Genomic DNA, 23,015 nt, shown 5'->3' with positions numbered 1-23,015 from the left:
TCAGACGGTAGACGGGGGCAGCGGCAACGGCAGCCCGGGAAGTCCGTCCATGCTCGTGGCGATGTGCTCCTTCTTGGTGAAGTACGCGTCCAGGGAGGCGTCGTCCTCCCGGGCGAACCGCTTGCCGTGCAGGTCGCGTTCCGCCTCGTAGGCCATGAAGGGGACCGCGTAGCCGCAGGTGTCGCGGATCAGTTCGGCCGTCACGACGATGACGGCGCGCAGGCCGTGCGACCCGTGGTCGATGTCGGGGAAGCGGGCCAGCAGGCCGGGGAAGCGGGGGTCGTCCCGGAAGACCGGCTCCCCCCGGCCGTGGACCCGCACGATGTTCGGCGGACCCTGGAAGGCGCACCACATGAGAGTGATCCGGCCGTTCTCCCGGAGGTGGGCGATGGTCTCGGCGTTGGAGCCGGCGAAGTCGAGGTAGGCGACGGTGCGTTCGTCCAGGACGGCGAAGGAGCCGCGCAGTCCCTTGGGCGAGAGGTTCACGGTGCCGTCGGCGGAGAGGGGAGCGGTCGCGGTGAAGAAGACCGGCTGTGCCTCGATGAAGGTGCGCAGCCGTCCCTCGATGCGCTCATACGTCTTTCCCATGGTCATGAGTATGGGGGAAAGTCGTTCGACTGTCTAAGGATTTCCCCGCGCCCGGCCTCGGCGGGCCCGTCGGTCCCCGACCCATTTGCCTGCCCCGCGTGGTGCCCGACCCGGCCGGCCCGTGGCGGGTGTCCTGGCCCGCGTGGTCCCCGTGGCGGGTCCCCTGTCCCGGCTGATCCGTGGCCGGCGTCCTGGCCCGCCCGGTGATATCGCCCGGTGTCCCGCCCGGCACCCCCGATCGGTCAGTGCCGACACCGGGGGTCGCGCCGGAAGACCGTGGCCGCCCCGGCCGGCGCTCACACGGGGCGGCCACGGCGCCTGACACGTCACCGGGTGAACGTGCAGGCGGTCCCCGCGTCCGCCGGGTGGTACGCGCGGACGGCCGCCTGCGTTCAGTTCCGCGGCCTCCGGGGGCGGGGTTGGTGTGCGGCGCCCCTGCCGTACGCCCAGGGTTCACCGCCCTGACCAGCCGGATTGACGAATCATGCGTGAGTCTGCATACTCATGCATATCAGCGAATGCACTGTAAGGAGAATTCCGTGACCGAGCGCGTCGTACTCGCCTACTCGGGCGGTCTGGACACCTCCGTCGTCATCGGCTGGATCGCCGAGGAGACGGGCGCCGAGGTCATCGCCGTTGCGGTCGACGTCGGCCAGGGCGGCGAGGACCTGGACGTCATCCGCAAGCGCGCCCTGGCCTGTGGCGCGGTCGAGGCCGAGGTCGCGGACGCCAAGGACGAGTTCGCCGACGAGTACTGCCTCCCGGCGATCAAGGCCAACGCCCTCTACATGGACCGCTACCCGCTGGTCTCCGCGCTGTCGAGGCCCACCATCGTCAAGCACCTGGTGGCCGCAGCGCAGAAGCACGGGGCCACCACGGTCGCCCACGGCTGCACCGGCAAGGGCAACGACCAGGTCCGCTTCGAGGCCGGCATCGTCGCCCTCGCCCCCGACCTGAAGTGCATCGCCCCGGTCCGCGACTACGCCATGACCCGCGACAAGGCCATCGCCTTCTGCGAGGACAAGGGCCTGCCCATCGCGACCACCAAGAAGTCGCCGTACTCCATCGACCAGAACGTCTTCGGCCGCGCCGTCGAGACCGGCTTCCTCGAGGACATCTGGAACGCCCCGATCGAGGACGTCTACGAGTACACCCAGAACCCGGCCCTCGCCCGTGAGCCGGACGAGGTCGTCATCACCTTCAAGCAGGGCGTCCCGGTCGCCATCGACGGCAAGCCGGTCACCGTGCTCCAGGCGATCCAGCAGCTCAACGAGCGCGCGGGCGCCCAGGGCGTCGGCCGGATCGACATGGTCGAGGACCGCCTCGTCGGCATCAAGTCCCGCGAGGTGTACGAGGCGCCCGGCGCCATCGCCCTGATCACCGCGCACCAGGAGCTGGAGAACGTCACCGTCGAGCGCGAACTGGCCCGCTACAAGCGGCAGGTCGAGCAGCGCTGGGGCGAACTGGTCTACGACGGCCAGTGGTTCTCCCCGCTCAAGCGCGCCCTGGACGGCTTCATCGACGAGGCCAACCAGCACGTCGACGGCGACATCCGGATGACCCTGCACGGCGGCCGGGCCGTCGTCACGGGCCGCCGCTCCGAGTCGTCGCTGTACGACTTCAACCTGGCCACGTACGACACCGGCGACAGCTTCGACCAGTCCGCCGCCAAGGGCTTCATCGACATCTACAGCCTGTCGTCGAAGATCGCGGCGAAGCGGGACCTGGCGTAGTCACCGGCGGGCCCTCACCCGCAGTAGCCTGACTGCCGCCTCCTCACCCACCGTGAGGGGGCGGTGGCACATCGACAGCTTCGAGGAGCAACGCAAGTGAGCAGCAACAGCGGTGACGTACGGCTCTGGGGCGGCCGTTTCGCCGACGGTCCCGCCGAGGCCCTGGCGAAACTGTCCGCGTCCGTCCACTTCGACTGGCGCCTGGCGCCGTACGACATCGCCGGCTCACGGGCCCACGCGCGCGTGCTGCACACCGCGGGACTGCTCACCGAGGACGAGCTGACCCGCATGATCGCCGGCCTCGACCAGTTGGAGGCGGACGTCGCCGACGGCTCCTTCACCGGCACCATCGCCGACGAGGACGTGCACACCGCCCTGGAACGCGGCCTGCTGGAGCGCCTCGGCCCCGACCTCGGCGGCAAGCTGCGCGCGGGCCGCTCCCGCAACGACCAGGTGGCCACCCTCTTCCGCATGTACCTGCGGGACCACGCCCGGGTCATCGGCGGTCTGATCGCCGAACTCCAGGACGCGCTGATCGGCCTCGCCGAGGCCCACCCGGACGTGGCCATGCCCGGCCGCACCCACCTCCAGCACGCCCAGCCGGTGCTGTTCGCCCACCACGTCCTCGCCCACGTCCAGGCGCTGTCCCGGGACGCGGAGCGGCTGCGCCAGTGGGACGAGCGCACCGCCGTCTCCCCGTACGGCTCGGGCGCGCTGGCCGGCTCCTCCCTCGGGCTGGACCCGGAGGCGGTCGCGCGGGACCTCGGCTTCGAGCACGGCAGCGCGGCCAACTCCATCGACGGCACGGCCTCCCGCGACTTCGTCGCCGAGTTCGCCTTCATCACCGCGATGATCGGCGTCGACCTCTCCCGGATCGCCGAGGAGGTCATCATCTGGAACACGAAGGAGTTCTCCTTCGTGACCCTGCACGACGCCTTCTCCACCGGGTCGTCGATCATGCCGCAGAAGAAGAACCCGGACATCGCCGAGCTCGCGCGCGGCAAGTCCGGACGGCTGATCGGCAACCTGACCGGCCTGCTGGCGACCCTCAAGGCCCTCCCGCTCGCCTACAACCGGGACCTCCAGGAGGACAAGGAGCCGGTCTTCGACTCCATCGACCAGCTGGAGATCCTGCTGCCGGCGTTCACCGGCATGATGGCCACCCTCACCGTGCACCGCGAGCGCATGGAGGAGCTGGCCCCGGCCGGGTTCTCGCTGGCCACGGACATCGCCGAGTGGCTGGTCCGGCAGGGGGTGCCGTTCCGCGTCGCGCACGAGGTGGCCGGCGAGTGCGTCAAGGCCGCCGAGGCCGAGGGCAAGGAACTCGACCAGCTCACCGACGAGCAGTTCGCGAAGATCTCCGCCCACCTCACCCCCGAGGTCCGGTCGGTGCTGGACGTCCCCGGCGCCCTGGCCTCCCGCAACGGCCGGGGCGGCACGGCCCCCGAGGCGGTCGCGGTGCAACTGGCGGAGGTCAGGGCCGACGTGGCGGCCCAGCACGCGTGGGCCGCCGCCCAGCGCGGAAGCTGACCAGCCGGACCGCCCGGACGCGGACCCGAGCCGGTCGGGCGCCCGCCCCGCCGACGCCCGCCCGGATCCCGGGGCGCGCGCCCGGGCCCCGGGCCGCGGAGCGGCCGGACCTCCGCGCGGTCGGTGCGGGGCACGTCTCCACCGCCCGGACCGGGGGCGGGAGACCGGCCCCGAACCAGGGGTCCGGGGGCCGGCCCGGGCGCTCGGCCCGGGCGCTCCGAGGCCGCAGGCGTCACGACCCCGGGCCCGGGGCGGGACGGACACGCTCCGGGGCTCCGGGCGTGACGGACGCCGGGTGCGAAGGATGCCGGGTGCGAAGGCTCCGGGTGTGGTGACGGACGCGCCCCGGTACACCCCTTGGTGCGCCGTCCGGCGGAGCGGGAGGGCGGCGCGGGTTACGTTGGGTGCGACGTCCGTACCGGAGCCGACCGACGGAGCCCGTGATGCCCTTCGCCCGCCTGGCCACAGCGACGACCCCCACCTGCCACATCGGCCTCGGCCTCGCCGCGGTCGGCCGCCCCGGCTACGTCAACCTCGGCCGGGACCGCGACCTCGGCGAGGACCGCTCGGCCGACGCCCTGCGTGCCCGCACCCACGACCTGCTCGACGCGGCCTACGCCCAGGGCGTGCGCTACATCGACACGGCCCGTTCCTACGGCCGCGCGGAGGAGTTCCTCGCCGACTGGCTCACCCGGCGCCCCGACGCCGACGACGTGGTCGTCGGCAGCAAATGGGGTTACACCTACACCGCCGACTGGTCCACGGACGCCGAGCGGCACGAGGTCAAGGACCACTCCCTCGCCGCCTACGAACGCCAGCGCGCCGAGTCCGCGACCTTGCTCGGCGACCGGCTCGACCTGTACCAGATCCACTCCCTGACGCCGGACAGCCCGGCCCTCGGCGACAAGGAACTGCACGCCCGGCTCGCCGAGGCGGCGGCCGGCGGACTCACCGTCGGCTTCTCCACCCGCGGCCCCGCCCAGGCCGACGCCATCCGGGCCGCGCTGGCCGTCACCGTCGACGGCGAGCCCCTGTTCCGTACCGTCCAGGCCACGTACAACGTGCTGGAGACCTCCGCCGGACCGGCGCTCGCCGAGGCGCACGACGCCGGGCTCACCGTCATCGTCAAGGAGGCCGTGGCGAACGGGCGGCTGGCCGGACCGGACGCCCCGGAGCCGCTGCGGGCGGTCGCCGAGGAGGCGGGCCTGGGCTGTGACGCGGTGGCCCTCGCGCACGTCCTGCGGCACCCCTGGGCGGGCGTGGTGCTGTCCGGGGCGGCGACCGTGGTGCAGCTGGCGTCCAACCTGCACGCCCCGCTGGTCGACCTCGACGACGAGCGCCTCGCCGGCCTCGCGGCTTTGGCCGAGACCCCGGAGGCCTACTGGGAGCGGCGTGGTCAGCTGCCCTGGCACTGACACGGGCCCGGCCCCTGTCCCCGGGGCGGTGTCCGACCACGGGCCCGCCTTCGCTCCGTGGTCACGGCCCGGGCCTTCGCTCCGTGGCCACGGGCCCGCCCCCTCCGCGCGGTTCGAACGCGCACCCGGCTCCCTCCGCGCCATCTGATCACGCATCCGGCCCGGCCCGGTCCGGCCGGTGGTCGGACCCCGTGGAGGGCCGCCAGGGCACGCCCCAGCTCTCGGCCGCCCGCCTGATCACCGCCCCGGGCCCCACGGCACCGCCAAGCTCCGAACCCCCGGGCCCCTGCCCCCGCCCACGCCCACCCCCACGCCTCCCCACCCACACCCGCTGTCACCGCCCGCACAGATGCCCGGCCTCTGTGGCACCGCTCTCATTCTGAGACAGCAACGCCCCGTGTGAGACACGAATGTCTCACGTGCGCTAATCTCGTCTCATGGCCGTCGATCCTGAACAGGTGCTGCGTGCAGCCGCCTCCCAGCTGACCCGGAAACCCACCTCGACCATGGACGAGGTCGCCCGGTCGGCCGGCATCAGCCGCGCCACCCTCCACCGGTACTTCGCCGGCCGGGACGCACTGGTGCGGGCGCTGGAGGCGCTGGCCATCGAGGAGTGCGAGGCCGCGCTGGAGGGCGCCCGGACGCGTGAGGGACCCGCGAGCGACGCGGTGCGCCGGCTGGTCGACCGGATCGAACCCCACGCCGGTCTGCTCGCCTTCCTCTACACCGAGAACCAGCTGTTCGAGGGCGGGGAGCAGAACGAGGGCTGGACCAGGCTCGACGACGCGGTCGCCGCCCTGTTCCTGCGTGGCCAGGAGAGCGGCGAGTTCCGCGTCGACCTGAGCCCGGCCTGGCTCACCGAGGCGCTCTACGGCCTGCTCGCCTCCGCGGCCTGGGCCGTGGCCGAGGGCCGCGTCGCTCCCAAGGACTTCTCCCACATGATCGTCGAACTCCTGCTCGGCGGCGTTCGGCGCCCCGACCCCGCATCTCCTAGGAACCCTTCATGACCAGCACCTTCCGCCCCGTCCGGACCGAAGAGGTCCCGTACCGACCGGGCCGGTGGCTGGCGCTCGGCGTGCTCGTGCTCGCCGTGCTGCTGGTGGCCGTCGACGCGACCGTCCTCGGCCTCGCCACCCCCTACATCAGCGAGGACCTGGCACCGTCGGGCAACCAGCTGCTCTGGATCGGGGACATCTACTCCTTCGTGATCGCCGGTCTGCTCGTCTCCATGGGCAGCCTCGGCGACCGCGTCGGACGCAAGCGGATCCTCCTCGTGGGCGCCACCGCCTTCGGGGCCGTCTCCGTGCTGAACGCCTACGCCACCAGCCCCGAGATGCTGATCGTCGCCCGGGCCCTGCTCGGTGTCGCCGGTGCCACGCTGATGCCGGCCACCCTCGCGCTGATCCGCAACCTCTTCCACGACCCGCGCGAACGCAGCCTCGCCATCGGCATCTGGGGCGCGACCGCCTCGGCGGGCACCGCCGTCGGGCCGATCATGGGCGGGTTCCTGCTCGAACACTTCTGGTGGGGCTCGGTCTTCCTGATCAACCTGCCCGTCATGGCCGTCCTGGTCCTCGTCGGCGTCAAGCTGCTCCCCGAGTCCCGCACGGCGGACCCCGGCCCGTGGGACCTGGCCAGCGTCGTGCTGTCCCTCGTCGGCATGGTCGGCGTGGTCTACGCGGTGAAGGAGACCGCCTCGCACGGCTTCGGCTGGGCCGCCACGGGCGCCGGCCTGCTCGGCGCCGCCGCCCTGTACGGGTTCGTCCGCCGTCAACTCCGGCTCCCCGTACCGCTGCTGGACATGCGGCTGTTCCGGCACCGCGGCTTCAGCGGTGCCGTGCTCGCCGACCTCCTCACCATCCTCGGGCTGTCCGGACTGGTGTTCTTCCTCTCGCAGTACCTGCAACTCGTGCAGGGGAGGCGGCCGTTGGAGGCGGGCCTCGCCGAACTCCCCGCCGCGATCGGTGCGGTGGTCGCCGGACTGGTGGCCGGACGGGCCGCCCGGCGCCTGTCGGTGCACGCGGTCGTCTCCGGCGGGCTCGCCGCCATCGGGCTGTCCCTGGCCGCCCTCACCGTCATCGGCCAGTCCACCGGCTACCCCCTGCTCGGCGCCGCGCTGCTGGTGGTCGGGCTCGGCGCCGGCTTCGCCTTCACGGTGACGGCCGACGTGATCCTCTCCAGCGTGCCCAAGGACCAGGCGGGCGCCGCCTCGGCCGTGTCCGAGACGGCCTACGAACTCGGCGCCGCCCTCGGCATCGCCGTCCTGGGGTCGATCGTGACCGGCGTCTACCGCGGCTTCCCCGGCCCGGAGGGCACCCCCGCCGCCGCCCACGAGTCGCTCGGCGGCGCGGTGGAGTCCGCCGCCGCCCTGCCCGCCGACACGGCCGCGGCCATGCTGGACGCGGCCCGGCAGGCCTTCGTGGACGGTCTGACCCTGGCCGCCGGCGTCGGTGCCGTGGTGCTGCTGGCGGCAGCGGTGGCGGCCTGGTTCATGCTCCGCGGGCAGCGCCTGGAAGACGTGGCCGCGGGCTGACGGGCCGACGGTCCCGGCGCGGCGGGCGCCCCGTACCGCCCGGGGCCGGCCACGGCCCCGCCCGGCCGTCCGGCCCGGTCGCGCACGGCACTGTGCCCCGTGTCCCACCGCCTGAGCGATGGGACACGGGGCACAGTGCCGTGGCGAACGCGCCGCCGGCGCGCGGGCCTCGCGTCCCCGGCCGTCGGCGCGCGGTGCTACGCGGCCTTCGCCTTGCTCGCGTACATGTCGACGTACTCCTGACCCGACAGCCGCATGACCTCGGTCATCACCGAGTCGGTCACCGCGCGCAGCACGTAGCGGTCGCGGTCCATGCCCTCGTAGCGGGAGAACTCCATCGCCTCGCCGAACCGCACCGTGACCCGTCCCGGCCGGGGCAGGCCCGCGCCGCCGGGCTGGAGCTTGTCGGTGCCGATCATCGCGAACGGGACGACGGGCGCGCCGGTCATCAACGTGAGCCGGGCGATGCCGGTGCGGCCCCGGTAGAGACGGCCGTCGGGGGAGCGGGTGCCCTCCGGGTAGATGCCGAAGACGTTGCCCTCCTCCAGCACCCGGCGGCCGGTCATCAGCGCGGCCACTCCGCCCCGGCCGCCGTCCCGGTCGACCGGGATCATGCCGACGCCGGTGAAGAACCAGGCCATGAGGCGGCCCTTGAGCCCTTTTCCGGTGACGTACTCGTCCTTGCCGATGAAGAAGACCTGCCGGTCGCAGACGATGGGCAGGACGATCGAGTCGATGAACGTCAGGTGGTTGCCGGCCAGGATCACCGGACCGTCGGACGGGATGTGCTCCGCGCCTTCCACCCGTGGGCGGAACATCAGGCGCATGATCGGACCGAGCACTGCCTTGATGAGCGCGAACCGGGACAACGGGCCCTCCGGTGGGAACGGTTTGGCGGTGTTCATGAGTCTGTGCAGGTGAGGACATTACTCGCGGCCCCGGGGGTTGCGCACATCGGGCCCAAGGGGGAGATCGGGGACCTCCTGCCCCTTGACACCGTTCTACCTGCGGCGTCCACCGCGGCCCGCGGGCGACACTCCCGCCACCGTGTGACGGATTTCGCCCGCACCCGCATGCCCGGACGGGTTCCCCGGTCCGCCCGGACCGAACCGGACGATCCGTCAGGTTCCCGGCCACGGCCCGGCACACCCGCGCGGCACGCCCCGCGCCGTCCGGACCGGACCGGCGGCCGGCCTACGGCGTCCCTACGGCGGAAGACGACACACCGCATCACCCGTCTGTTCGGCCCGGGGTCTCCCACCCGTTACCCGCGCCCCCCTACGATCGGCCCCGCACCGGACCAGCCGACGGCAGGAGTGAGCGCTCATGGGAACGCGGGAGTCGAACGACCGGGCGGGCGGAACCGGACGGCGCGCGCTGCTGGGCGCGGCGGTGGTGGGCGCCGGGGCGACGGTCCTCGGCGCGGGCGGCACCGCGGCGGCGGCCCCGCGCGCGGACCGCGGCAGACGCGGCGGAGGGCTGGAGGACCTGCCCGTCCCGACCGTCATCGGGCACCGGGGCGCCAGCGGGTACCGGCCCGAACACACCCTCGCCGCCTACCAGCTGGCCCTCGACCTGGGCGCCGACATCGTGGAGGCGGGCGACCTGGTCCCCACCCGGGACGGTCATCTGGTCTGCCGTCACGAACCGGAGATCGGCGGCACCACCGACGTCGCCGACCACCCCGAGTTCGCCGGCCGCCGGACCACCAAGACCCTCGACGGCGTGCGGGTCACCGGCTGGTTCACCGAGGACTTCACCCTCGCCGAGCTGAAGCGGCTGCGCGCCGTCGAGCGCATCCCGGCCAACCGCCCGCACAACACCCTCTACGACGGGCGCTGGGAGATCCCCACCTTCGAGGAGGTGCTGCGCTGGCAGGACGAGCAGACCCGCCGGCGCGGCAAGCAGGTGTGGATCTACCCCGAGCTGAAGCACCCCACCTACTTCCGTGCGCTCGGCCTCGGCCTGGAGGAGCGGGCCGCCCGGCTGCTGCGCAAGCACCGCAAGGACCGCCGGAACTCCCCGGTGATCCTCCAGTCCTTCGAGCCGACCAGCATCCAGCGCCTGAACCGGCTGGTGGACAACCCGCTCGTGGTCCTGCTGTCCGGCGCCGGCACCCGCCCCTGGGACTTCGTCGAGTCCGGCGACCCGCGGACCGTCGCCGATCTGATCACCCGCCGCGGACTCAAGGAGATCGCCTCCTACGCGCAGGGCATCGGGCCCACCCTGGACCTCGTCGTCCCGCGCGACTCCGCGGGCCGGCTGACCGAGCCGACCACTCTGGTCCGCGACGCGCACCGGGCCGGGCTGATCCTGCACCCGTACACGATGCGCAACGAGAACCCCTTCCTGCCGGCCGACTTCCGCAGGGGCTCCGAGCCGGACGCCTACGGTGACGTCTTCGGCGCCTACCGCGCCTACTTCGCCACCGGCATCGACGGCGTCTTCACCGACCACCCGGACACCGCGCTGCTGGCCCGCGAGGACTTCGTCAACCGCTGAGGGCGCCCGCCCCGGAAGGGGTGAGGAACGGCCGTCCCGGGCAACCCCGCCCGGGGCGGCCGCGTCGTCGGTCACATGACCCACGACCTGGTCACCTCCCTGCGTCCGCTGCTCGTCGCGGAGGCGTCCGCCGAGGCGTACGCGTCCGGCGGGGAGCCCGCGGACCTCGAACAGGCCGTCTGGCTGCGGCTGCTGGAGCGCCTCGACGCCCACGGCCCGCCTCCCGATCCCGGCCGCTGGCTGCGCCGGACCGTGCGCGCGGAGGCCCGCCGGGACCGTCGCACCGCCCGCCGCGAGGCGCCGCTGAGCGCCGACCCCGCCGACCCGGGCGACCCGGACCCCGAACGCCTCGCGCTGGCCGCCGCTCGCGGCCGTGCCCTGCGGGACGCCGTGCGCCGGCTGCCCGGCCGGTGCCCCCGCCTGATCGGTGCGCTGCTGGCGCCGCACGACCCGACATACCGTGAAATCGCAGGCGAGTTGGGTATCTCACAGGGCAGTCTCGGGCCGGAACGTTCCCGATGTCTGGGATGTCTGCGGCGTTTGCTCGCGCCGGAGGTTGCGGCCGACGGGCGAGGGGGATAGGAGTGAGGGACAACAGGTGATCAGATGAGCGGGAGGCGTGCGCACATGGGCATGAGCGTGACCATCTCTGCGGCGACCGAGCAGGACGCGGAGCAGATCTTCAGGCTGCAGTACCTGTGCTTCCAGAGTGAGGCGGCCCTCTACGGCAACTACCGCATCGACCCGCTGGTGCAGACCCTCGAATCGGTCCGCGCGGAGGTCGCCGCCGACTGCGTCTACGTCGCCCGGCTCGGCGACGAGGTCGTCGGTTCGGTGCGCGGCACGATCACCGAGGAGGGCGCCGCCGCCATCGGCAAGCTCTGCGTGCACCCCCGGCTCCAGGGCCACGGCATCGGCGCCCGGCTGCTGCGGGCCGCCGAATCGGCGCTCGCCGAGGAGCGGGGCGCCCGCACGTTCCGCCTGCACACCGGGCACCGCAGCGAGAGCAACCTGGGTCTGTACAGCAAGGTCGGCTACCAGCGGGTGGGCACCTCCCAGGGCGCCGACGGCGTCCCGATGATCGTCCTGGAGAAGAGGGCCGGGTCGTACGCGACGACCGCCTGACCCGTCCGTGAGTCCCCGGGTGCCCTCCCGCGCCCGGTTCCCGCGGCTCCGCCGTCCCCGGGTGCGCCCCGCGGACGGCGGAGCCGCGTGCGCCGGGGGAGGGGTCGGCCCGGTCCCTCAAGGGGTGCGGGAGCGGCGCAGCCAGTACACGGCGGTGAGCGGCAGCAGGACGGGGATGAACAGGTAGCCCATGCCGTAGTCCGACCACACGGTCGCGTCGGGGAAGGCGGACGGGTCGAGCAGGGTCCAGGTGCCCACCGTGAGCACGCCCACCAGCTCGGCGGCGCAGCACACCAGCGCCGCCCTGCGGGCCGTCTCGCCGCCGCGCACCAGCGTGTAGGTGATGAACCCGTAGACCACTCCGGCCAGCGCCGAGAGCGTGTAGGCGAGCGGTGCCCGGTCGAACTCGGTGGCGATCTGGTAGACCGAGCGCGACACCGCACCGACCACCATCACCCCGTACAGCCACACCAGGAGCAGTCCGGGGCCGCCGATCAGCCGGGCCCGGGCCGGCTTCCCACGCGTCTCAGGGGTCACGCTCACCTCAGCCTCCCCAGATGTCATAGAGCCTGACCTCCAGCACGGCCAGCACGAAGCCGCTCGCCGCGACCGTCACCGAACCCCAGCGGGTGCGCTCGCCCAGCGACATGAAGCCCGCGGCCGGAACGCACGCGAAGGCACCCAGCAGGTACGCCACGAAGATCGTCGTCCCCTGTTCCGGCTTCTCGCCCCGGGCCAGCTGGACGATCCCGACGACCAGCTGCACCAGCGCGAGCAGCGTGACCACGGCCATGCCGATGAAGTGCCAGTCCTTCGTCGGCTGGTCCCGGTAGGCGGCCCAGCCGCACCAGGCGGCCAGCAGCAGCGCGGCGACGCCGGTCACCAGCGTCAGGACATCAAGCATGGCAGTGACCTTATTACGCCCGAAAACCCCGCCGTGCGCGGCCCCGGTCCGAGGCCCCGGGGGGTCGCCGGTCCTTCGGGGTCCGGCGCCCCGAACCCGTAAGGTCGATGGCATGACCATTCATGCGCACGCCCTCCTGTTCGACAACGACGGAACCCTGGTGTCCACCCTGGAATCCGTCCGCCGCTGCTGGACCCGGTGGGCGGCGGAGTACGGGATCACGGCGGAGCGGTTCGGCCGGATCGAGCTGCACGGTCGCACCGCCGCCGAGATCGCCGCCGACCTGCTGCCCGCCGACAGGGTCGCGGAGGCCGTCGCGCGCATCGAGGACCTGGAGGTCGAGGACGTCCCGGACGGGGGAGTGCGCCTGCTGCCCGGCACCCGGGAGCTGCTCGACGCCCTGCCCGCCGAACGCTGGGCCGTGGTCACCTCCGCGACCCGCAGGCTGGCCGAGGCCCGCCTGGACGCCGTCGGTGTGCTGCCCAAGACGCTCGTCGCGGCCGACGACGTGACCCGGGGCAAGCCCGACCCCGAGCCCTACCTGCTCGCCGCCCGCACCCTCGGCGTGGACCCGGCGCACTGCGTGGTCTTCGAGGACGCGCCCGCCGGGCTGCGGGCCGGGCGGGCCGCCGGCATGCGGACCGTGGCCTTGGCCACAACCCATCGGGCCGACGAGCTCACCGCCGACCTCGTGGTGCCCGACCTGTCCGCGGTGTCCGTACAGGTCACCGGCGCGGGCATCGAGATCACGGCACGCCACTGAAGTGCGCGGATGCGTGTCCACGGCGGTCCACATGCTGGACAGCGGTGGCCGGTCAGCAGCAAACGTCTGGTTTACTGCTCTCATGACCACGACGAGCGACCGCACTCCTGCGACCGAGGCGCATCAGCCGCCCGGTGCTCGTTGTATGGGTTCGCTCCGAATGTGCGCCTTCTAGAGGGCCCCCGCACCGCCTGAGCCTCGCGCCCCGAAGCGAGAGCCGGCTCGTGTCCGGCCGCATGCCCGGCATGCCCGCCCGAGCCACGCCCCCGCGCGCATCCTCCCCCCGTACCGGTCCGCCACCGGTCCGCCCGGGAGGACACCGCCGCGCCCGGCCGCCCCGAATTTCCGAATGCCCCGTGCCCGGTGCTCCGACGCGCCGCGCACTCGAGAGTGACGGATACCCACGTGATCACCACCTCCGGCCTGACCAAGGTCTACCGCTCACGCGGTCGCGAGGTCACTGCCCTGGACGGCGTCGACCTGCACGTCCGCGAAGGCGAGGTCTACGGCGTCATCGGCCAGTCCGGCGCCGGCAAGTCCTCCCTGATCCGCTGCGTCAACCTGCTGGAGCGCCCCACCTCCGGCACCGTGACCGTCGCCGGGCAGGACCTCACCGCCCTCGCCGGCCGCGGCCCCCGCGCCGGCCGCGAACTGCGCCGCGCCCGCAGCCGCATCGGGATGGTCTTCCAGCACTTCAACCTGCTGTCCTCGCGCACCGTGCAGGACAACGTCGAACTGCCCCTGGAGATCCTCGGCACCTCCGGGAAGGAACGTTCCCGCAAGGCGCTGGAACTGCTCGACCTGGTCGGGCTCTCCGACAAGGCGAAGTCCTACCCGGCCCAGCTCTCCGGCGGCCAGAAGCAGCGCGTCGGCATCGCCCGCGCCCTCGCCGGGGACCCCAAGGTGCTGCTCTCCGACGAGGCGACCAGCGCCCTGGACCCGGAGACCACCCGCTCCATCCTGTCCCTGCTGCGCGACCTCAACCGCCAGCTCGGCCTGACCGTCCTGCTCATCACGCACGAGATGGACGTCGTGAAGTCGGTCTGCGACTCGGCCGCCCTCATGGAACACGGCCGGATCGTGGAGTCGGGCACCGTCACCGACCTGCTCGCCACCCCCGGCTCCCAGCTCGCCGCCGCCCTCTTCCCGCTCGGCGGCGAGGCCACCGGCGAGGAGCGCACGGTCATCGACGTGACCTTCCAGGGCGAGAGCGCCACCCAGCCGGTCATCTCCCAGCTCTCCCGCACCTACAACATCGACATATCGATCCTGGGCGCGGCCATCGACACCGTCGGCGGCCTCCAGGTCGGCCGGATGCGCATCGAACTGCCCGGCCGCTACGAGGACAACGTCGTCCCGGTCGGCTTCCTGCGCGAGCAGGGCCTGCAGATCGACGTCATCGGCCGGGAACGGCCCCAGCTCGTCAAGGAGGGCGCCCAGTGACCTGGTCCGAGATGCAGCCGCTGCTGGAGCAGGCGTCCGTCGAGACGCTGATCATGGTCGGCTGGTCCACCGCGATCTCCGTCGTCGTCGGCCTCCCGATCGGGGTCCTCCTCGTCCTCACCGACAAGGGCGGCCTGATCCAGAACACCGTGGTGAACAAGGTGACCGGCCAGATCGTGAACGTCGGCCGCTCCATGCCGTTCATCATCCTGATGGTCGCCCTGATGAGCTTCACCCGCTGGGTCACCGGCACCACCATCGGCAGCGAGGCCGCCATCGTGCCCCTCGCCATCGGCGGCATCCCCTTCTTCGCCCGCCTCGTGGAGACCGCCGTGCGCGAGGTCGACCACGGGCTCGTCGAAGCGGTGCAGTCGATGGGCGGCAGCACCTGGACCATCGTCCGCAAGGTCCTGGTCCCCGAGGCGCTGCCCTCGCTGATCGCCAGCACCACCACCACGGTCATCGCCCTCATCGGCTACTCCGCCATGGCGGGCACCGTCGGCGGCGGCGGCCTCGGCGACCTCGCGGTCCGCTACGGCTACCAGCGCTTCGAATCCGGCCTGATGTGGGTCACCGTCGCCCTGCTCGCCGTGGTCATCTCCCTGATCCAGTTCGCCGGCGACTACGCGGCCCGCTCCCTGCACCGCCGGGGCGCCCGCTCCGGACCCGGACCCAAGCTGCGCCTGCTGAAGGCCGGCGAACCCGCCGCGGCCGACATCAGCAAGGTCGCCTGACCCCCCACCCAGAACGACGGCGCCTCGCGCCGCGCCCCTTGTCCCAAGGGGTCGTACCACCCAAGGAAAGGCACTTTTCGTGCGTAACACCGCCAGGATCACCACCGCTCTCCTCGCCACCGGCGCCCTCGCCCTCGGCCTCACCGCCTGCGGCTCCGACCAGGACAGCGCCTCCTCCGACGGCTCCGGCCCGCTGGTCGTCGCCGCGAGCCCCGTGCCGCACGCCGAGATCCTCACCTTCGTCAAGGACAACCTGGCGAAGGAGGCCGGCCTGGAGCTGGAGGTCAAGGAGTTCACCGACTACGTCACGCCGAACACGGCGACCGAGGACGGCTCCGTCGGCGCGAACTTCTTCCAGACCCAGCCCTACCTCGACGACTTCAACAAGAAGAACGGCACCCACATCACGTCCGTCGTCGACGTGCACCTGGAGCCGCTCGGCCTGTACTCCAACAAGGTCGACAAGGCCGACGCGCTGAAGAACGGCGCCACCGTCGCCGTGCCCAACGACACCGTCAACGAGGGCCGCGCCCTGCAGCTGCTCGCCGCCAACGGCCTCATCACCCTCAAGGACGGCGTCGGCACCGCCGCCACCCCCGCGGACATCACCGACAACCCCAAGAACCTCACGTTCAAGGAGCTGGAGGCGGCCCAGACGCCGCGCTCCCTGGACGACGTCGACGCCGCGGTCGTCAACGGCAACTACGCCATCGAAGCCGACCTCAAGCCCGCCGAGGACGCCCTGGTGCTGGAGTCCGCGAAGAACAACCCCAACAGCAACCTCCTCGCCGTCAAGGAGGGCCAGGAGGACGACCCGCGCGTCAAGAAGCTGGCCGACCTCCTCACCTCGCCCGAGGTGAAGAAGTTCATCGAGGACAAGTACGCCGGCTCCGTGGTCGCCTCCTTCTGACCCGGGCGGCCGTTTCGCGACACCCAGGAGGGGCACTCCGCCGCACGGCGGGGTGCCCCTCGCGCCGTCGTGCGAGCGGGGGCGCACCCCGTGGTGCGGCGGAGTGCTTTCATGCTGCATGCTGGGCAGTTCAGCAGCACCCGACGGTCTCTCAGTTACGGAGCGGCGCATGACGAGCACCTTCCCCGACATCTCCCTCAGCACGGAGCGGTTGGTGCTGCGTCCCCTCGACCAGGACGACGTCCCCGCCTTCGCCGCCATGATGAACGACGAACAGGTCGCCGCCTGGACCGACGTCCCCCAGCCGTTCTCCGAACAGGCCGCCCGCACCTGGATCACCGAGACCGCGCCCGCCGAACGCGCCGCCGGACGCGGACTCGACCTCGCCGTCGCCGAGTTCCTCACCCAGCGCCTCGTCGGCATCGTCCGGCTCTCCCGGACCAACTGGCACATCCGTTCCACCGAACTGTCCTACATCGTCGCCCCCTGGGCCCGCGGCGAGGGCTACGCCTCCGAGGCCGCCCTGGCCACCGCCCGGTGGCTGTTCGGCGACCAGCGCCTGCAACGCATCGAACTGCGCACCGCAGCCGACAACACCGCCGCCCAGCAGGTCGCCCAGAAGATCGGCTGCATCAGCGAGGGCGTCCTGCGCAACGCCTGCATAGCCCACCTGCGCACCGAGGACGGCGGCTGGACCGACGTCCGCACCGACTTCATCGTCTGGAGCCTGCTCCCCGAGGACCTCGACTCCACCTCCGAGCACCTCGCCGACACCGGCGGCTACACCTCCTTCCCCGACTGGAACTGACCCCCGCCCCCGCGGACGGCACCACCGCCGGCCCCGGCCCGCGACCGCACCGGGTACGCTCACCAAGCCCCGCCCGCCCCACCGGGCGCCCCACCCCGACCTGCGCGAACCCTGGAGACTGACGACGATGGCCGACCGGGTCACGGTGATCGGCTGGGACGGCTCGCCGCTGACCGCCGCGGCGCGCTCCGCGCTGGGCGCCGCCACCCTGGTGGCCGGCGCGGCCCACCACCTGGCGCTCCCCGAGGTGCCCGCCGGCGCCGAACGCATCCGGCTCGGCTCCCTCGCGCTCGCCGCCCGCCGCATCGCCGGCCACCGCGGCACCGCCGTCGTCCTCGCCGACGGCGACCCCGGCTTCTTCGGCGTCGTCCGCACCCTGCGCGCCCCCGAGTTCGGGCTCGAGGTCGAGGTCGTCCCCGCCGTCTCCTCCGTCGCCGCCGCCTTCGCGCGGGCCGGCATGCCCTGGGACGACGCCCAGGTGGTCGTCGCCCACCCCCGCACCCTGCGCCGCGCGGTGAACGTCTGCCGCGCCCACCCCAAGGTGGCCGTCCTCACCTCGCCCGGCGCCGGACCCGCCGAACTCGGCCTGCTCATGGACGGCGTCCACCGCACCTTCGTCATCTGCGAGGAACTCGGCACCACGCGCGAACAGGTCAGCGTCGTCACCTCCGACAAGGCCGCCGACCACACCTGGCGCGACCCCAACGTGGTCATCGTCATCGGCGGTGCCGCGGGCCCCGCCGACCCCGGCTGGATCGCCGGACGCGACCCGGCCGCCGGCCCGCGCGGCTGGACGCTGCCCGCCGAGGCCCACGGCGGCGACCTCGGCGAGGGCGAACGGGACCTCCTGCGGGTCTCCCAACTCGCCCGCCTGGGACCCCGGGTGGGCGACCTCGTCTGGGACATCGGCTGCGGCAGCGGGACCTTCGCCACCGAGGCCGCCCGGGCCGGCGCCGCCGTCATCGCCGTCGACACCGACCCCCGGGCCTGCGCCCGCGCCGACGCCACCGCCCGCCGCTTCGGCGTCCGGCTCCAGGTCGTCCACGGCACCGCCCCGCACGTCCTGGAGAACCTGCCCGAGCCCGACGTGGTCCGGGTCGGCGGCGGGGGAGCGGCCGTCGTCTCCGCGGTCGCCGACCGGCGCCCCCAGCGCATCGTCACGCACGCCGCCACCCGCGACGCCGCCGAACGCGTCGGCCGGGACCTCACCGAGCACGGCTACCGGGTCGAGTGCGCGCTGCTCCAGTCCGTCGAACTCGACACCCGGGCCTGGACGGAGACCGAGCGGAGCGTCGCGTTCCTGCTCAGCGGCGTGCTGCCCGCCCGCGACGCCTGATCTTCGGGCCCGTCCCCCTGATCGGCTTGTCGTACCGCGCGCGGTAGGCTGACCGACCGTTGTACCGCAACTCGGACGCCCGCCGGCTCGTCGGCCAATGTCCCGAAAACACGCCTGTTTTGGGGCGTGTGTGGTACGGCACAACCGGAGGACGCGCAACGTGGCGCAGTCCACAGCGGAACCGTCGCCGATCAAGCTGACGCGACGGCCCGACGGCCGCGAGAATGCCAGTGAATGGCTTTGTCGCCTTTTTTGGACCGGCCGTTCGTGCCGCTGGGGACGCACGCTCGTTCTTCAGTGTGGGGCGGTCGGTGCGCCGTTCCGGGCGAGCGGGTCGTAGGAGCACTAACCGATGGGCGAGGGGTACGCATGATCGACACCGGCCAGGTTCCGGGCGAGGGACAGCCGGAGAACGCAGGCACGGTGGAGCAGCAGGGCGTCCAGGCGCCCGGCGCGTACACCTACCTCTCCGAGCACTCCGTCGTGGAAGAGGACCTCCTGCTCCCCGGCGCCCAGGGCGCCTGGGGCAACGAGGTGGCGCCGCCCCCGCCCGAGCCGGTCGTCGAGACCGTGCACGAGCCGGAGCCGCACGAGACGGACGGCCGCGACAGCGGTTCGGTCGACCTCGGCGGCGTCCGCCTGCCCGACCCGGCGCAGCAGCGGACGCCCGGGCACGCCGCCCCGCACGAGCAGGCGGCGCCCGCCGCGCCGCGCCGCCCGCTGCACCTGGGCCCGCCCATCCCCACCCCCTCCGCGAGCCCGGTGCGTTCGCTCGCCGACCGCGGCCCCGCCGACGTGCCGGCCCGCCACGCGGGCCCCGCCACCGTCGGCCCCGAGTACCTGGACGTGCCCCGGTCCCCGGAGGCCGCCCCCCAGGGGGGCGCGCCCTGGGCCGCGCAGGCCCCGGTGCCCGTCGGGGCCACCCCCGTCGGCACGCCGCACCCGCCGGCCGCAGCCGTCGCCCCCACGGCCGCCGTGCCCGGCGAGACCTGGCAGCAGGGCACGCAGCCGGGCGAGGGCACCGAGGCGGGCGCGGCCCCCGCGCCGGACGCCGGTGCGCCCGCCGGGTCCGGCGTGGCCCCCGCCGGGGACACCGCCCCGGAGCCGGACCCGTCGGCCGGCGGCGTCCCCGCACCGGACGGTCCGGAGGCCGCCGGGCCTCCGGTGCCGGACACCGGGCCCGGTGCGACCGCCGACGGCGCCGACGGGACCGGCGCCGGCGAGGCCGGCGACGAGGACCACGGCGCCCCGGCCACGGAACGGGAGGCGACGCAGGAGCCGGTGCAGGACGCCCCGGCCGACTCCACCGCCCCGGCCGGGGACGAGCAGGCCCCCGCCCCGGCGGGCGTGGCCGGCGCCCCCGAGGCCGAGCCCGCCCCCGCCGTGCCCGCCCCCGAAGCCCCTGCCGACGGCGCCCCCGCGCAGCCCTCGGACGCGGGAGACGTCGTCGCCGCGGACGCCGCCCCCGAGGAGGGCGCGGCGTCCACCGAGCCTGCGGCACCTGGCGAGCCCGTGATGCCCGCCGAGCCCGTCGCACCCGCGGTGTCCGTCGAACCCGCGGTGCCCGTCGAGCCGTTGGCCCCCTCCGCCGCCGAAGGCCCCTCCGTGCACACGGAGCCCGCCCAGGGCCCGGAGGCCGCGGAGACCGCCCCCGAGGCAGGCGTCGCCGTCTCCGAGGCACCCGAGGCATCCGTGGCCCCGGGGGCGCCCGAGGCGGCGCACCACGACCCCGCCGCGCCCGACGCCGTCCCGGCGACCGACCCCGCCGTCCCCGCCGCCCCCGACGCCACCCCCGCGCCCGACCCGGCCGGCCCGACCCCCGCGACCACCCCGGGCGGCTCCGGCACCGCCGCGTCCGACCCCGCTGCCCCGGCGGATCCGGCTCCGCAGGCCCCCGGCGCCGATGCCCCGCAGCCCGGCCCGCACGCCGGGGAGCCGGCGGCCCCGGCCGACGCCTCCGCGCCGGTGGAGGCCGCCCCCGCCGCCGCCCCGGCAGCCGAGGGGGCCGCCCCCGCGCCCGGCGCGACCGCGCCCGACCCGGCCGTTCCGGGCGTCCCGCACCCGGACCCCGTCCCGCTCCCCGAGCCGACGGTTTCCGGCGCCGACGTCCAGGACGCCACCGCCCCCGCCGCCGGGCAGCCGGTGACGTCCGTCCCGGCGGTCACCGACGTGCCCCTCCCGCAGGAGGACGGTGTCCCGGCCGCCGAGGACGCGGGCCAGGACGTCCCCGTCCCCCAGGGCCCGCAGCACACCCCGCCCGCCGTGGCGGCCGTGCCGGTGGCCGAGGCGCCCCTCGGGCAGTCGGCGCCCGTGGGCCCGTCCGCCGATCCCGCGCACCCCGCCGCCGACGCCTGGGCGGCGCAGGCCCCGCAGGCGGCCGACGACCCGGCACCCACGGCCGAGGCTCCCGCGGACCAGGCCGCCCCCGCGCCCGGCACGTCCGCCGCCCCCGCGCCCGCCGACGGGCAGACACCCCCGGCCCCTCCCGTACCCCCGGCCGGGCAACCGGCGCAGCCGGTGGGCGAGTTCGTCCCGGTGGAGGGGGCCGTCCCCACCACCGCGCACCTCGCGCCGACGCCGCCGCCCGCCCCGGGCCGCACGGAGGAACAGCCGGACCAGCCCGTCGCCGCCGTGCCCGCGCCCCGCACGCCGCAGGGCGCGGCCGACGGCGACGCCGCCCTGCTCCAGCAGGCCGACGACATGGACACCCGGGGCGCCGACGCCGAAGCGGCACCGGACCACGACCCGGCCGGCGCCGGCCCCGTGCCGGACGAGACCGCGGCGCCGCGACCCACCGGCCCGGCCGCCCCCGGCTACGACGACGCCGAGCGCGAGGCCGTGCTCCGGGTGATGCGCGAACGGCGCGACATCCGCAACGGCTTCCGCAGCGACCCCATCCCGCACGAGGTGCTGCTCCGGGTCCTGGAGGCCGCCCACACCGCGCCCTCCGTCGGCCACTCGCAGCCCTGGGACTTCGTCGTCATCCGCTCCGCCGAGACCCGGCGCGGCATGCACGAACTGGCCATGCGCCAGCGCGAGGCCTACGCCAAGTCCCTTCCCAAGGGCCGGGCGAAGCAGTTCAAGGAAATGAAGATCGAGGCCATCCTCGACACCCCGGTGAACATCGTCGTCACCGCCGACCCCACCCGCGGCGGCCGGCACACCCTCGGTCGGCACACCCAGCCGCAGATGGCCCCCTACTCCTCCGCGCTCGCGGTGGAGAACCTGTGGCTCGCCGCCCGCGCCGAGGGCCTCGGCGTCGGCTGGGTCAGCTTCTTCGACGAGCGCGAGATGGTCCGCGCACTCGGCCTCCCGGAACACCTGGAGGTCGTCGCCTACCTGTGCGTCGGTTACGTCGACGAGTTCCCGGACGAGCCCGAGCTGATGCAGGCCGGCTGGTCCAAGCGCCGTCCGCTGTCCTGGGTCGTGCACGAGGAGACGTACGGCCGTCGCGCCCTGCCCGGAGAGGACCCCCACGACCTGCTCGCCGAGACCGTCGCCCAGATCCGCCCGTTGGACGCCAAGGCCCTCGGTGAGGCCTGGGAACGCCAGAAGCGCATGACCAAACCGGCCGGCGCGCTCGGCATGCTGGAGATCATCTCCGCGCAGCTGTCGGGCCTGTCCCGGCAGTGCCCGCCGCCCATCCCGGAGCCCGCCGCCGTCGCCGTCTTCGCCGGCGACCACGGGGTGCACGCCCAGGGCGTCACGCCCTGGCCGCAGGAGGTCACCGCGCAGATGGTGGCCAACTTCCTCGGCGGGGGAGCGGTCTGCAACGCCTTCGCCGCCCAGGTCGGCGCCGAGGTGTGCGTCGTCGACGTCGGTGTGGTCGCCGACCTCCCGGCCACCCCGGGTCTGCTGCCGCGCAAGATCCGCGCCGGCACCTCCGACATGACGACCGGGCCCGCGATGACCCGCGAGGAGGCCAAGCAGGCCGTCGAGGTGGGCATCGAGACCGCCCGCGACCTGGTCGCGGCGGGCAACAAGGCGCTGCTCACCGGTGAGATGGGCATCGCCAACACCACCGCGTCCGCGGCCCTGATCTCGGTCTTCACCGGCGCCGACCCGGCGGAGGTCACCGGCCGGGGCACCGGCATCAACGACGAGACCCTGGTCCGCAAGACCGACGTGGTCCGCCGTGCCCTCGAACTCCACCAGCCGGACCCGGCCGACCCGCTCGGCGTCCTCGCCGCGGTCGGCGGTTTCGAGCACGCCGCCATGGTCGGACTGCTGCTCGGGGGCGCGTCCCTGCGGACGCCGGTCATCCTCGACGGTGTCAGCGCGGGCGCCGCCGCCCTGGTGGCCCGCGCCATCGCCCCCGAGGTGCTGGCCGCGTGCATCGCGGGCCACCGCAGCGCGGAGCCGGGCCATGTGGCCGCCCTCAACAAGCTGGGGCTGCGCCCGCTGGTCGACCTCGACCTGCGGCTCGGTGAGGGCACCGGCGCGCTGCTGGCCCTGCCGCTCGTGCAGAGCACGGCCCGCGCCATGCACGAGGTGGCCACCTTCGACTCGGCGGGGGTCACCGAGAAGTAGCCCGCCCCGGCCGGGCCCCGCCGCCCGGCCGCCGCACGGCGGGCGGGGTGAGCCTCCGGTCGCCGGAGCCCGGCGCCCGCGCTGCGTTCCGGCGCGGTCGCCCGCCCGGGCCGGGGACCCGCCGCCGTGCCGCCCGCCCGCCGCAGGCCGGGCACCCCTCC

The 23,015-nt window shown here is 74.1% G+C and carries 19 protein-coding genes; 15 read left to right on the top strand and 4 right to left on the bottom strand.

Features of this window, described 5'->3' with window-relative positions:
* Positions 1-588, bottom strand: a complete 588-nt coding sequence (locus tag AC02VZ_RS08490) for a pyridoxamine 5'-phosphate oxidase family protein (protein WP_432056108.1) — start codon at positions 586-588, stop codon at positions 1-3.
* A 539-nt stretch (positions 589-1,127) separates the two neighbouring features.
* On the opposite strand from AC02VZ_RS08490, the gene AC02VZ_RS08485 reads away from it, so the two are divergent.
* From AC02VZ_RS08485 to AC02VZ_RS08465, 5 genes are all read left to right on the top strand, one after another.
* Complete coding sequence (locus tag AC02VZ_RS08485; RefSeq protein ID WP_476474996.1) at positions 1,128-2,321, top strand: argininosuccinate synthase; 1,194 nt, start codon at positions 1,128-1,130, stop codon at positions 2,319-2,321.
* Between the two features lie 96 nt (positions 2,322-2,417).
* Entirely contained in the window at positions 2,418-3,851 is a 1,434-nt protein-coding gene (argH, locus tag AC02VZ_RS08480; RefSeq protein ID WP_432056109.1) for an argininosuccinate lyase, read from the top strand.
* 443 nt (positions 3,852-4,294) lie between these two features.
* Positions 4,295-5,266 carry an aldo/keto reductase gene (locus AC02VZ_RS08475; RefSeq protein WP_476474995.1) on the top strand — a complete coding sequence of 324 codons (972 nt, stop codon included), beginning with the start codon at positions 4,295-4,297 and terminating at the stop codon, positions 5,264-5,266.
* A 437-nt stretch (positions 5,267-5,703) separates the two neighbouring features.
* Positions 5,704-6,273, top strand: coding sequence for a TetR/AcrR family transcriptional regulator (locus AC02VZ_RS08470; protein ID WP_432056111.1), 570 nt, complete (start codon positions 5,704-5,706; stop codon positions 6,271-6,273).
* On the top strand, positions 6,270-7,799 hold the full coding sequence (locus AC02VZ_RS08465) for an MFS transporter (RefSeq protein WP_476474994.1): 1,530 nt from the start codon (positions 6,270-6,272) through the stop codon (positions 7,797-7,799). The genes AC02VZ_RS08470 and AC02VZ_RS08465 overlap by 4 nt, the downstream gene beginning before the upstream one ends.
* 197 nt (positions 7,800-7,996) lie before the next feature.
* Here the strand turns inward: AC02VZ_RS08465 and AC02VZ_RS08460 are convergent, their stop codons facing one another.
* The gene (locus AC02VZ_RS08460; protein WP_362093571.1) at positions 7,997-8,668 is read right to left on the bottom strand and encodes a lysophospholipid acyltransferase family protein; all 672 of its coding nucleotides are present in this window, start codon (positions 8,666-8,668) and stop codon (positions 7,997-7,999) included.
* Between the two features lie 457 nt (positions 8,669-9,125).
* Here AC02VZ_RS08460 and AC02VZ_RS08455 point away from each other — a divergent pair, with 457 nt between their 5' ends.
* From AC02VZ_RS08455 to AC02VZ_RS08445, 3 genes are all read left to right on the top strand, one after another.
* Positions 9,126-10,301: a glycerophosphodiester phosphodiesterase gene (locus tag AC02VZ_RS08455; protein WP_432056113.1), complete on the top strand. Its 1,176-nt coding sequence runs from the start codon at positions 9,126-9,128 to the stop codon at positions 10,299-10,301.
* A 75-nt stretch (positions 10,302-10,376) separates the two neighbouring features.
* Positions 10,377-10,883: a sigma-70 family RNA polymerase sigma factor gene (locus AC02VZ_RS08450; RefSeq protein WP_432056114.1), complete on the top strand. Its 507-nt coding sequence runs from the start codon at positions 10,377-10,379 to the stop codon at positions 10,881-10,883.
* Positions 10,884-10,928: 45 nt separating this feature from the next.
* A complete protein-coding gene (locus AC02VZ_RS08445) occupies positions 10,929-11,426 on the top strand; it encodes a GNAT family N-acetyltransferase (protein ID WP_432056141.1) in 498 nt (165 codons plus the stop codon).
* A gap of 117 nt (positions 11,427-11,543) precedes the next feature.
* On the opposite strand, the gene AC02VZ_RS08440 is transcribed toward AC02VZ_RS08445, so the two are convergent.
* Positions 11,544-11,990, bottom strand: coding sequence for a hypothetical protein (locus tag AC02VZ_RS08440; protein ID WP_432056115.1), 447 nt, complete (start codon positions 11,988-11,990; stop codon positions 11,544-11,546).
* Positions 11,971-12,330, bottom strand: a complete 360-nt coding sequence (locus AC02VZ_RS08435; RefSeq protein WP_432056116.1) for a hypothetical protein — start codon at positions 12,328-12,330, stop codon at positions 11,971-11,973. Before AC02VZ_RS08435 ends, AC02VZ_RS08440 begins: the two co-directional genes overlap by 20 nt.
* Positions 12,331-12,442: 112 nt before the next feature.
* On the opposite strand from AC02VZ_RS08435, the gene AC02VZ_RS08430 reads away from it, so the two are divergent.
* From AC02VZ_RS08430 to cobT, 7 genes are all read left to right on the top strand, one after another.
* Positions 12,443-13,093: an HAD family hydrolase gene (locus AC02VZ_RS08430; RefSeq protein WP_476474993.1), complete on the top strand. Its 651-nt coding sequence runs from the start codon at positions 12,443-12,445 to the stop codon at positions 13,091-13,093.
* Positions 13,094-13,498: 405 nt separating this feature from the next.
* Positions 13,499-14,536: a methionine ABC transporter ATP-binding protein gene (locus tag AC02VZ_RS08425; protein WP_432056118.1), complete on the top strand. Its 1,038-nt coding sequence runs from the start codon at positions 13,499-13,501 to the stop codon at positions 14,534-14,536.
* Positions 14,533-15,270, top strand: coding sequence for a methionine ABC transporter permease (locus AC02VZ_RS08420; protein WP_468112284.1), 738 nt, complete (start codon positions 14,533-14,535; stop codon positions 15,268-15,270). The genes AC02VZ_RS08425 and AC02VZ_RS08420 overlap by 4 nt, the downstream gene beginning before the upstream one ends.
* Positions 15,271-15,349: 79 nt before the next feature.
* Entirely contained in the window at positions 15,350-16,180 is an 831-nt protein-coding gene (locus AC02VZ_RS08415) for a MetQ/NlpA family ABC transporter substrate-binding protein (protein ID WP_432056120.1), read from the top strand.
* Positions 16,181-16,349: 169 nt separating this feature from the next.
* Complete coding sequence (locus AC02VZ_RS08410) at positions 16,350-16,988, top strand: GNAT family N-acetyltransferase (RefSeq protein WP_432056121.1); 639 nt, start codon at positions 16,350-16,352, stop codon at positions 16,986-16,988.
* Between the two features lie 127 nt (positions 16,989-17,115).
* Positions 17,116-18,324 (top strand): precorrin-6y C5,15-methyltransferase (decarboxylating) subunit CbiE, encoded by a 1,209-nt coding sequence (cbiE, locus tag AC02VZ_RS08405; RefSeq protein WP_476474992.1) that lies wholly within the window; start codon positions 17,116-17,118, stop codon positions 18,322-18,324.
* 369 nt (positions 18,325-18,693) lie between these two features.
* Positions 18,694-22,854 (top strand): nicotinate-nucleotide--dimethylbenzimidazole phosphoribosyltransferase, encoded by a 4,161-nt coding sequence (cobT, locus tag AC02VZ_RS08400; RefSeq protein WP_476474991.1) that lies wholly within the window; start codon positions 18,694-18,696, stop codon positions 22,852-22,854.
* Positions 22,855-23,015: the final 161 nt, after the last annotated feature.

The organism is Streptomyces sp. 3-6 (assembly GCF_056323165.1).
Note: the sequence above shows the minus strand (reverse complement) of the source record. Positions and strands in the feature narration are given on the sequence as shown.

What these genes read in the sequence shown, in the direction of transcription:
- AC02VZ_RS08490 (WP_432056108.1), bottom strand. Translation starts at nt 588, where the DNA reads ATGGGAAAGACGTATGAGCGCATCGAGGGACGGCTGCGCACCTTCATC.
- AC02VZ_RS08475 (WP_476474995.1), top strand. Translation starts at nt 4,295, where the DNA reads ATGCCCTTCGCCCGCCTGGCCACAGCGACGACCCCCACCTGCCACATC.
- AC02VZ_RS08470 (WP_432056111.1), top strand. Translation starts at nt 5,704, where the DNA reads ATGGCCGTCGATCCTGAACAGGTGCTGCGTGCAGCCGCCTCCCAGCTG.
- AC02VZ_RS08465 (WP_476474994.1), top strand. Translation starts at nt 6,270, where the DNA reads ATGACCAGCACCTTCCGCCCCGTCCGGACCGAAGAGGTCCCGTACCGA.
- AC02VZ_RS08455 (WP_432056113.1), top strand. Translation starts at nt 9,126, where the DNA reads ATGGGAACGCGGGAGTCGAACGACCGGGCGGGCGGAACCGGACGGCGC.
- AC02VZ_RS08450 (WP_432056114.1), top strand. Translation starts at nt 10,377, where the DNA reads ATGACCCACGACCTGGTCACCTCCCTGCGTCCGCTGCTCGTCGCGGAG.
- AC02VZ_RS08445 (WP_432056141.1), top strand. Translation starts at nt 10,929, where the DNA reads ATGGGCATGAGCGTGACCATCTCTGCGGCGACCGAGCAGGACGCGGAG.
- AC02VZ_RS08440 (WP_432056115.1), bottom strand. Translation starts at nt 11,990, where the DNA reads ATGACATCTGGGGAGGCTGAGGTGAGCGTGACCCCTGAGACGCGTGGG.
- AC02VZ_RS08435 (WP_432056116.1), bottom strand. Translation starts at nt 12,330, where the DNA reads ATGCTTGATGTCCTGACGCTGGTGACCGGCGTCGCCGCGCTGCTGCTG.
- AC02VZ_RS08430 (WP_476474993.1), top strand. Translation starts at nt 12,443, where the DNA reads ATGACCATTCATGCGCACGCCCTCCTGTTCGACAACGACGGAACCCTG.
- AC02VZ_RS08410 (WP_432056121.1), top strand. Translation starts at nt 16,350, where the DNA reads ATGACGAGCACCTTCCCCGACATCTCCCTCAGCACGGAGCGGTTGGTG.
- cbiE (WP_476474992.1), top strand. Translation starts at nt 17,116, where the DNA reads ATGGCCGACCGGGTCACGGTGATCGGCTGGGACGGCTCGCCGCTGACC.
- cobT (WP_476474991.1), top strand. Translation starts at nt 18,694, where the DNA reads ATGATCGACACCGGCCAGGTTCCGGGCGAGGGACAGCCGGAGAACGCA.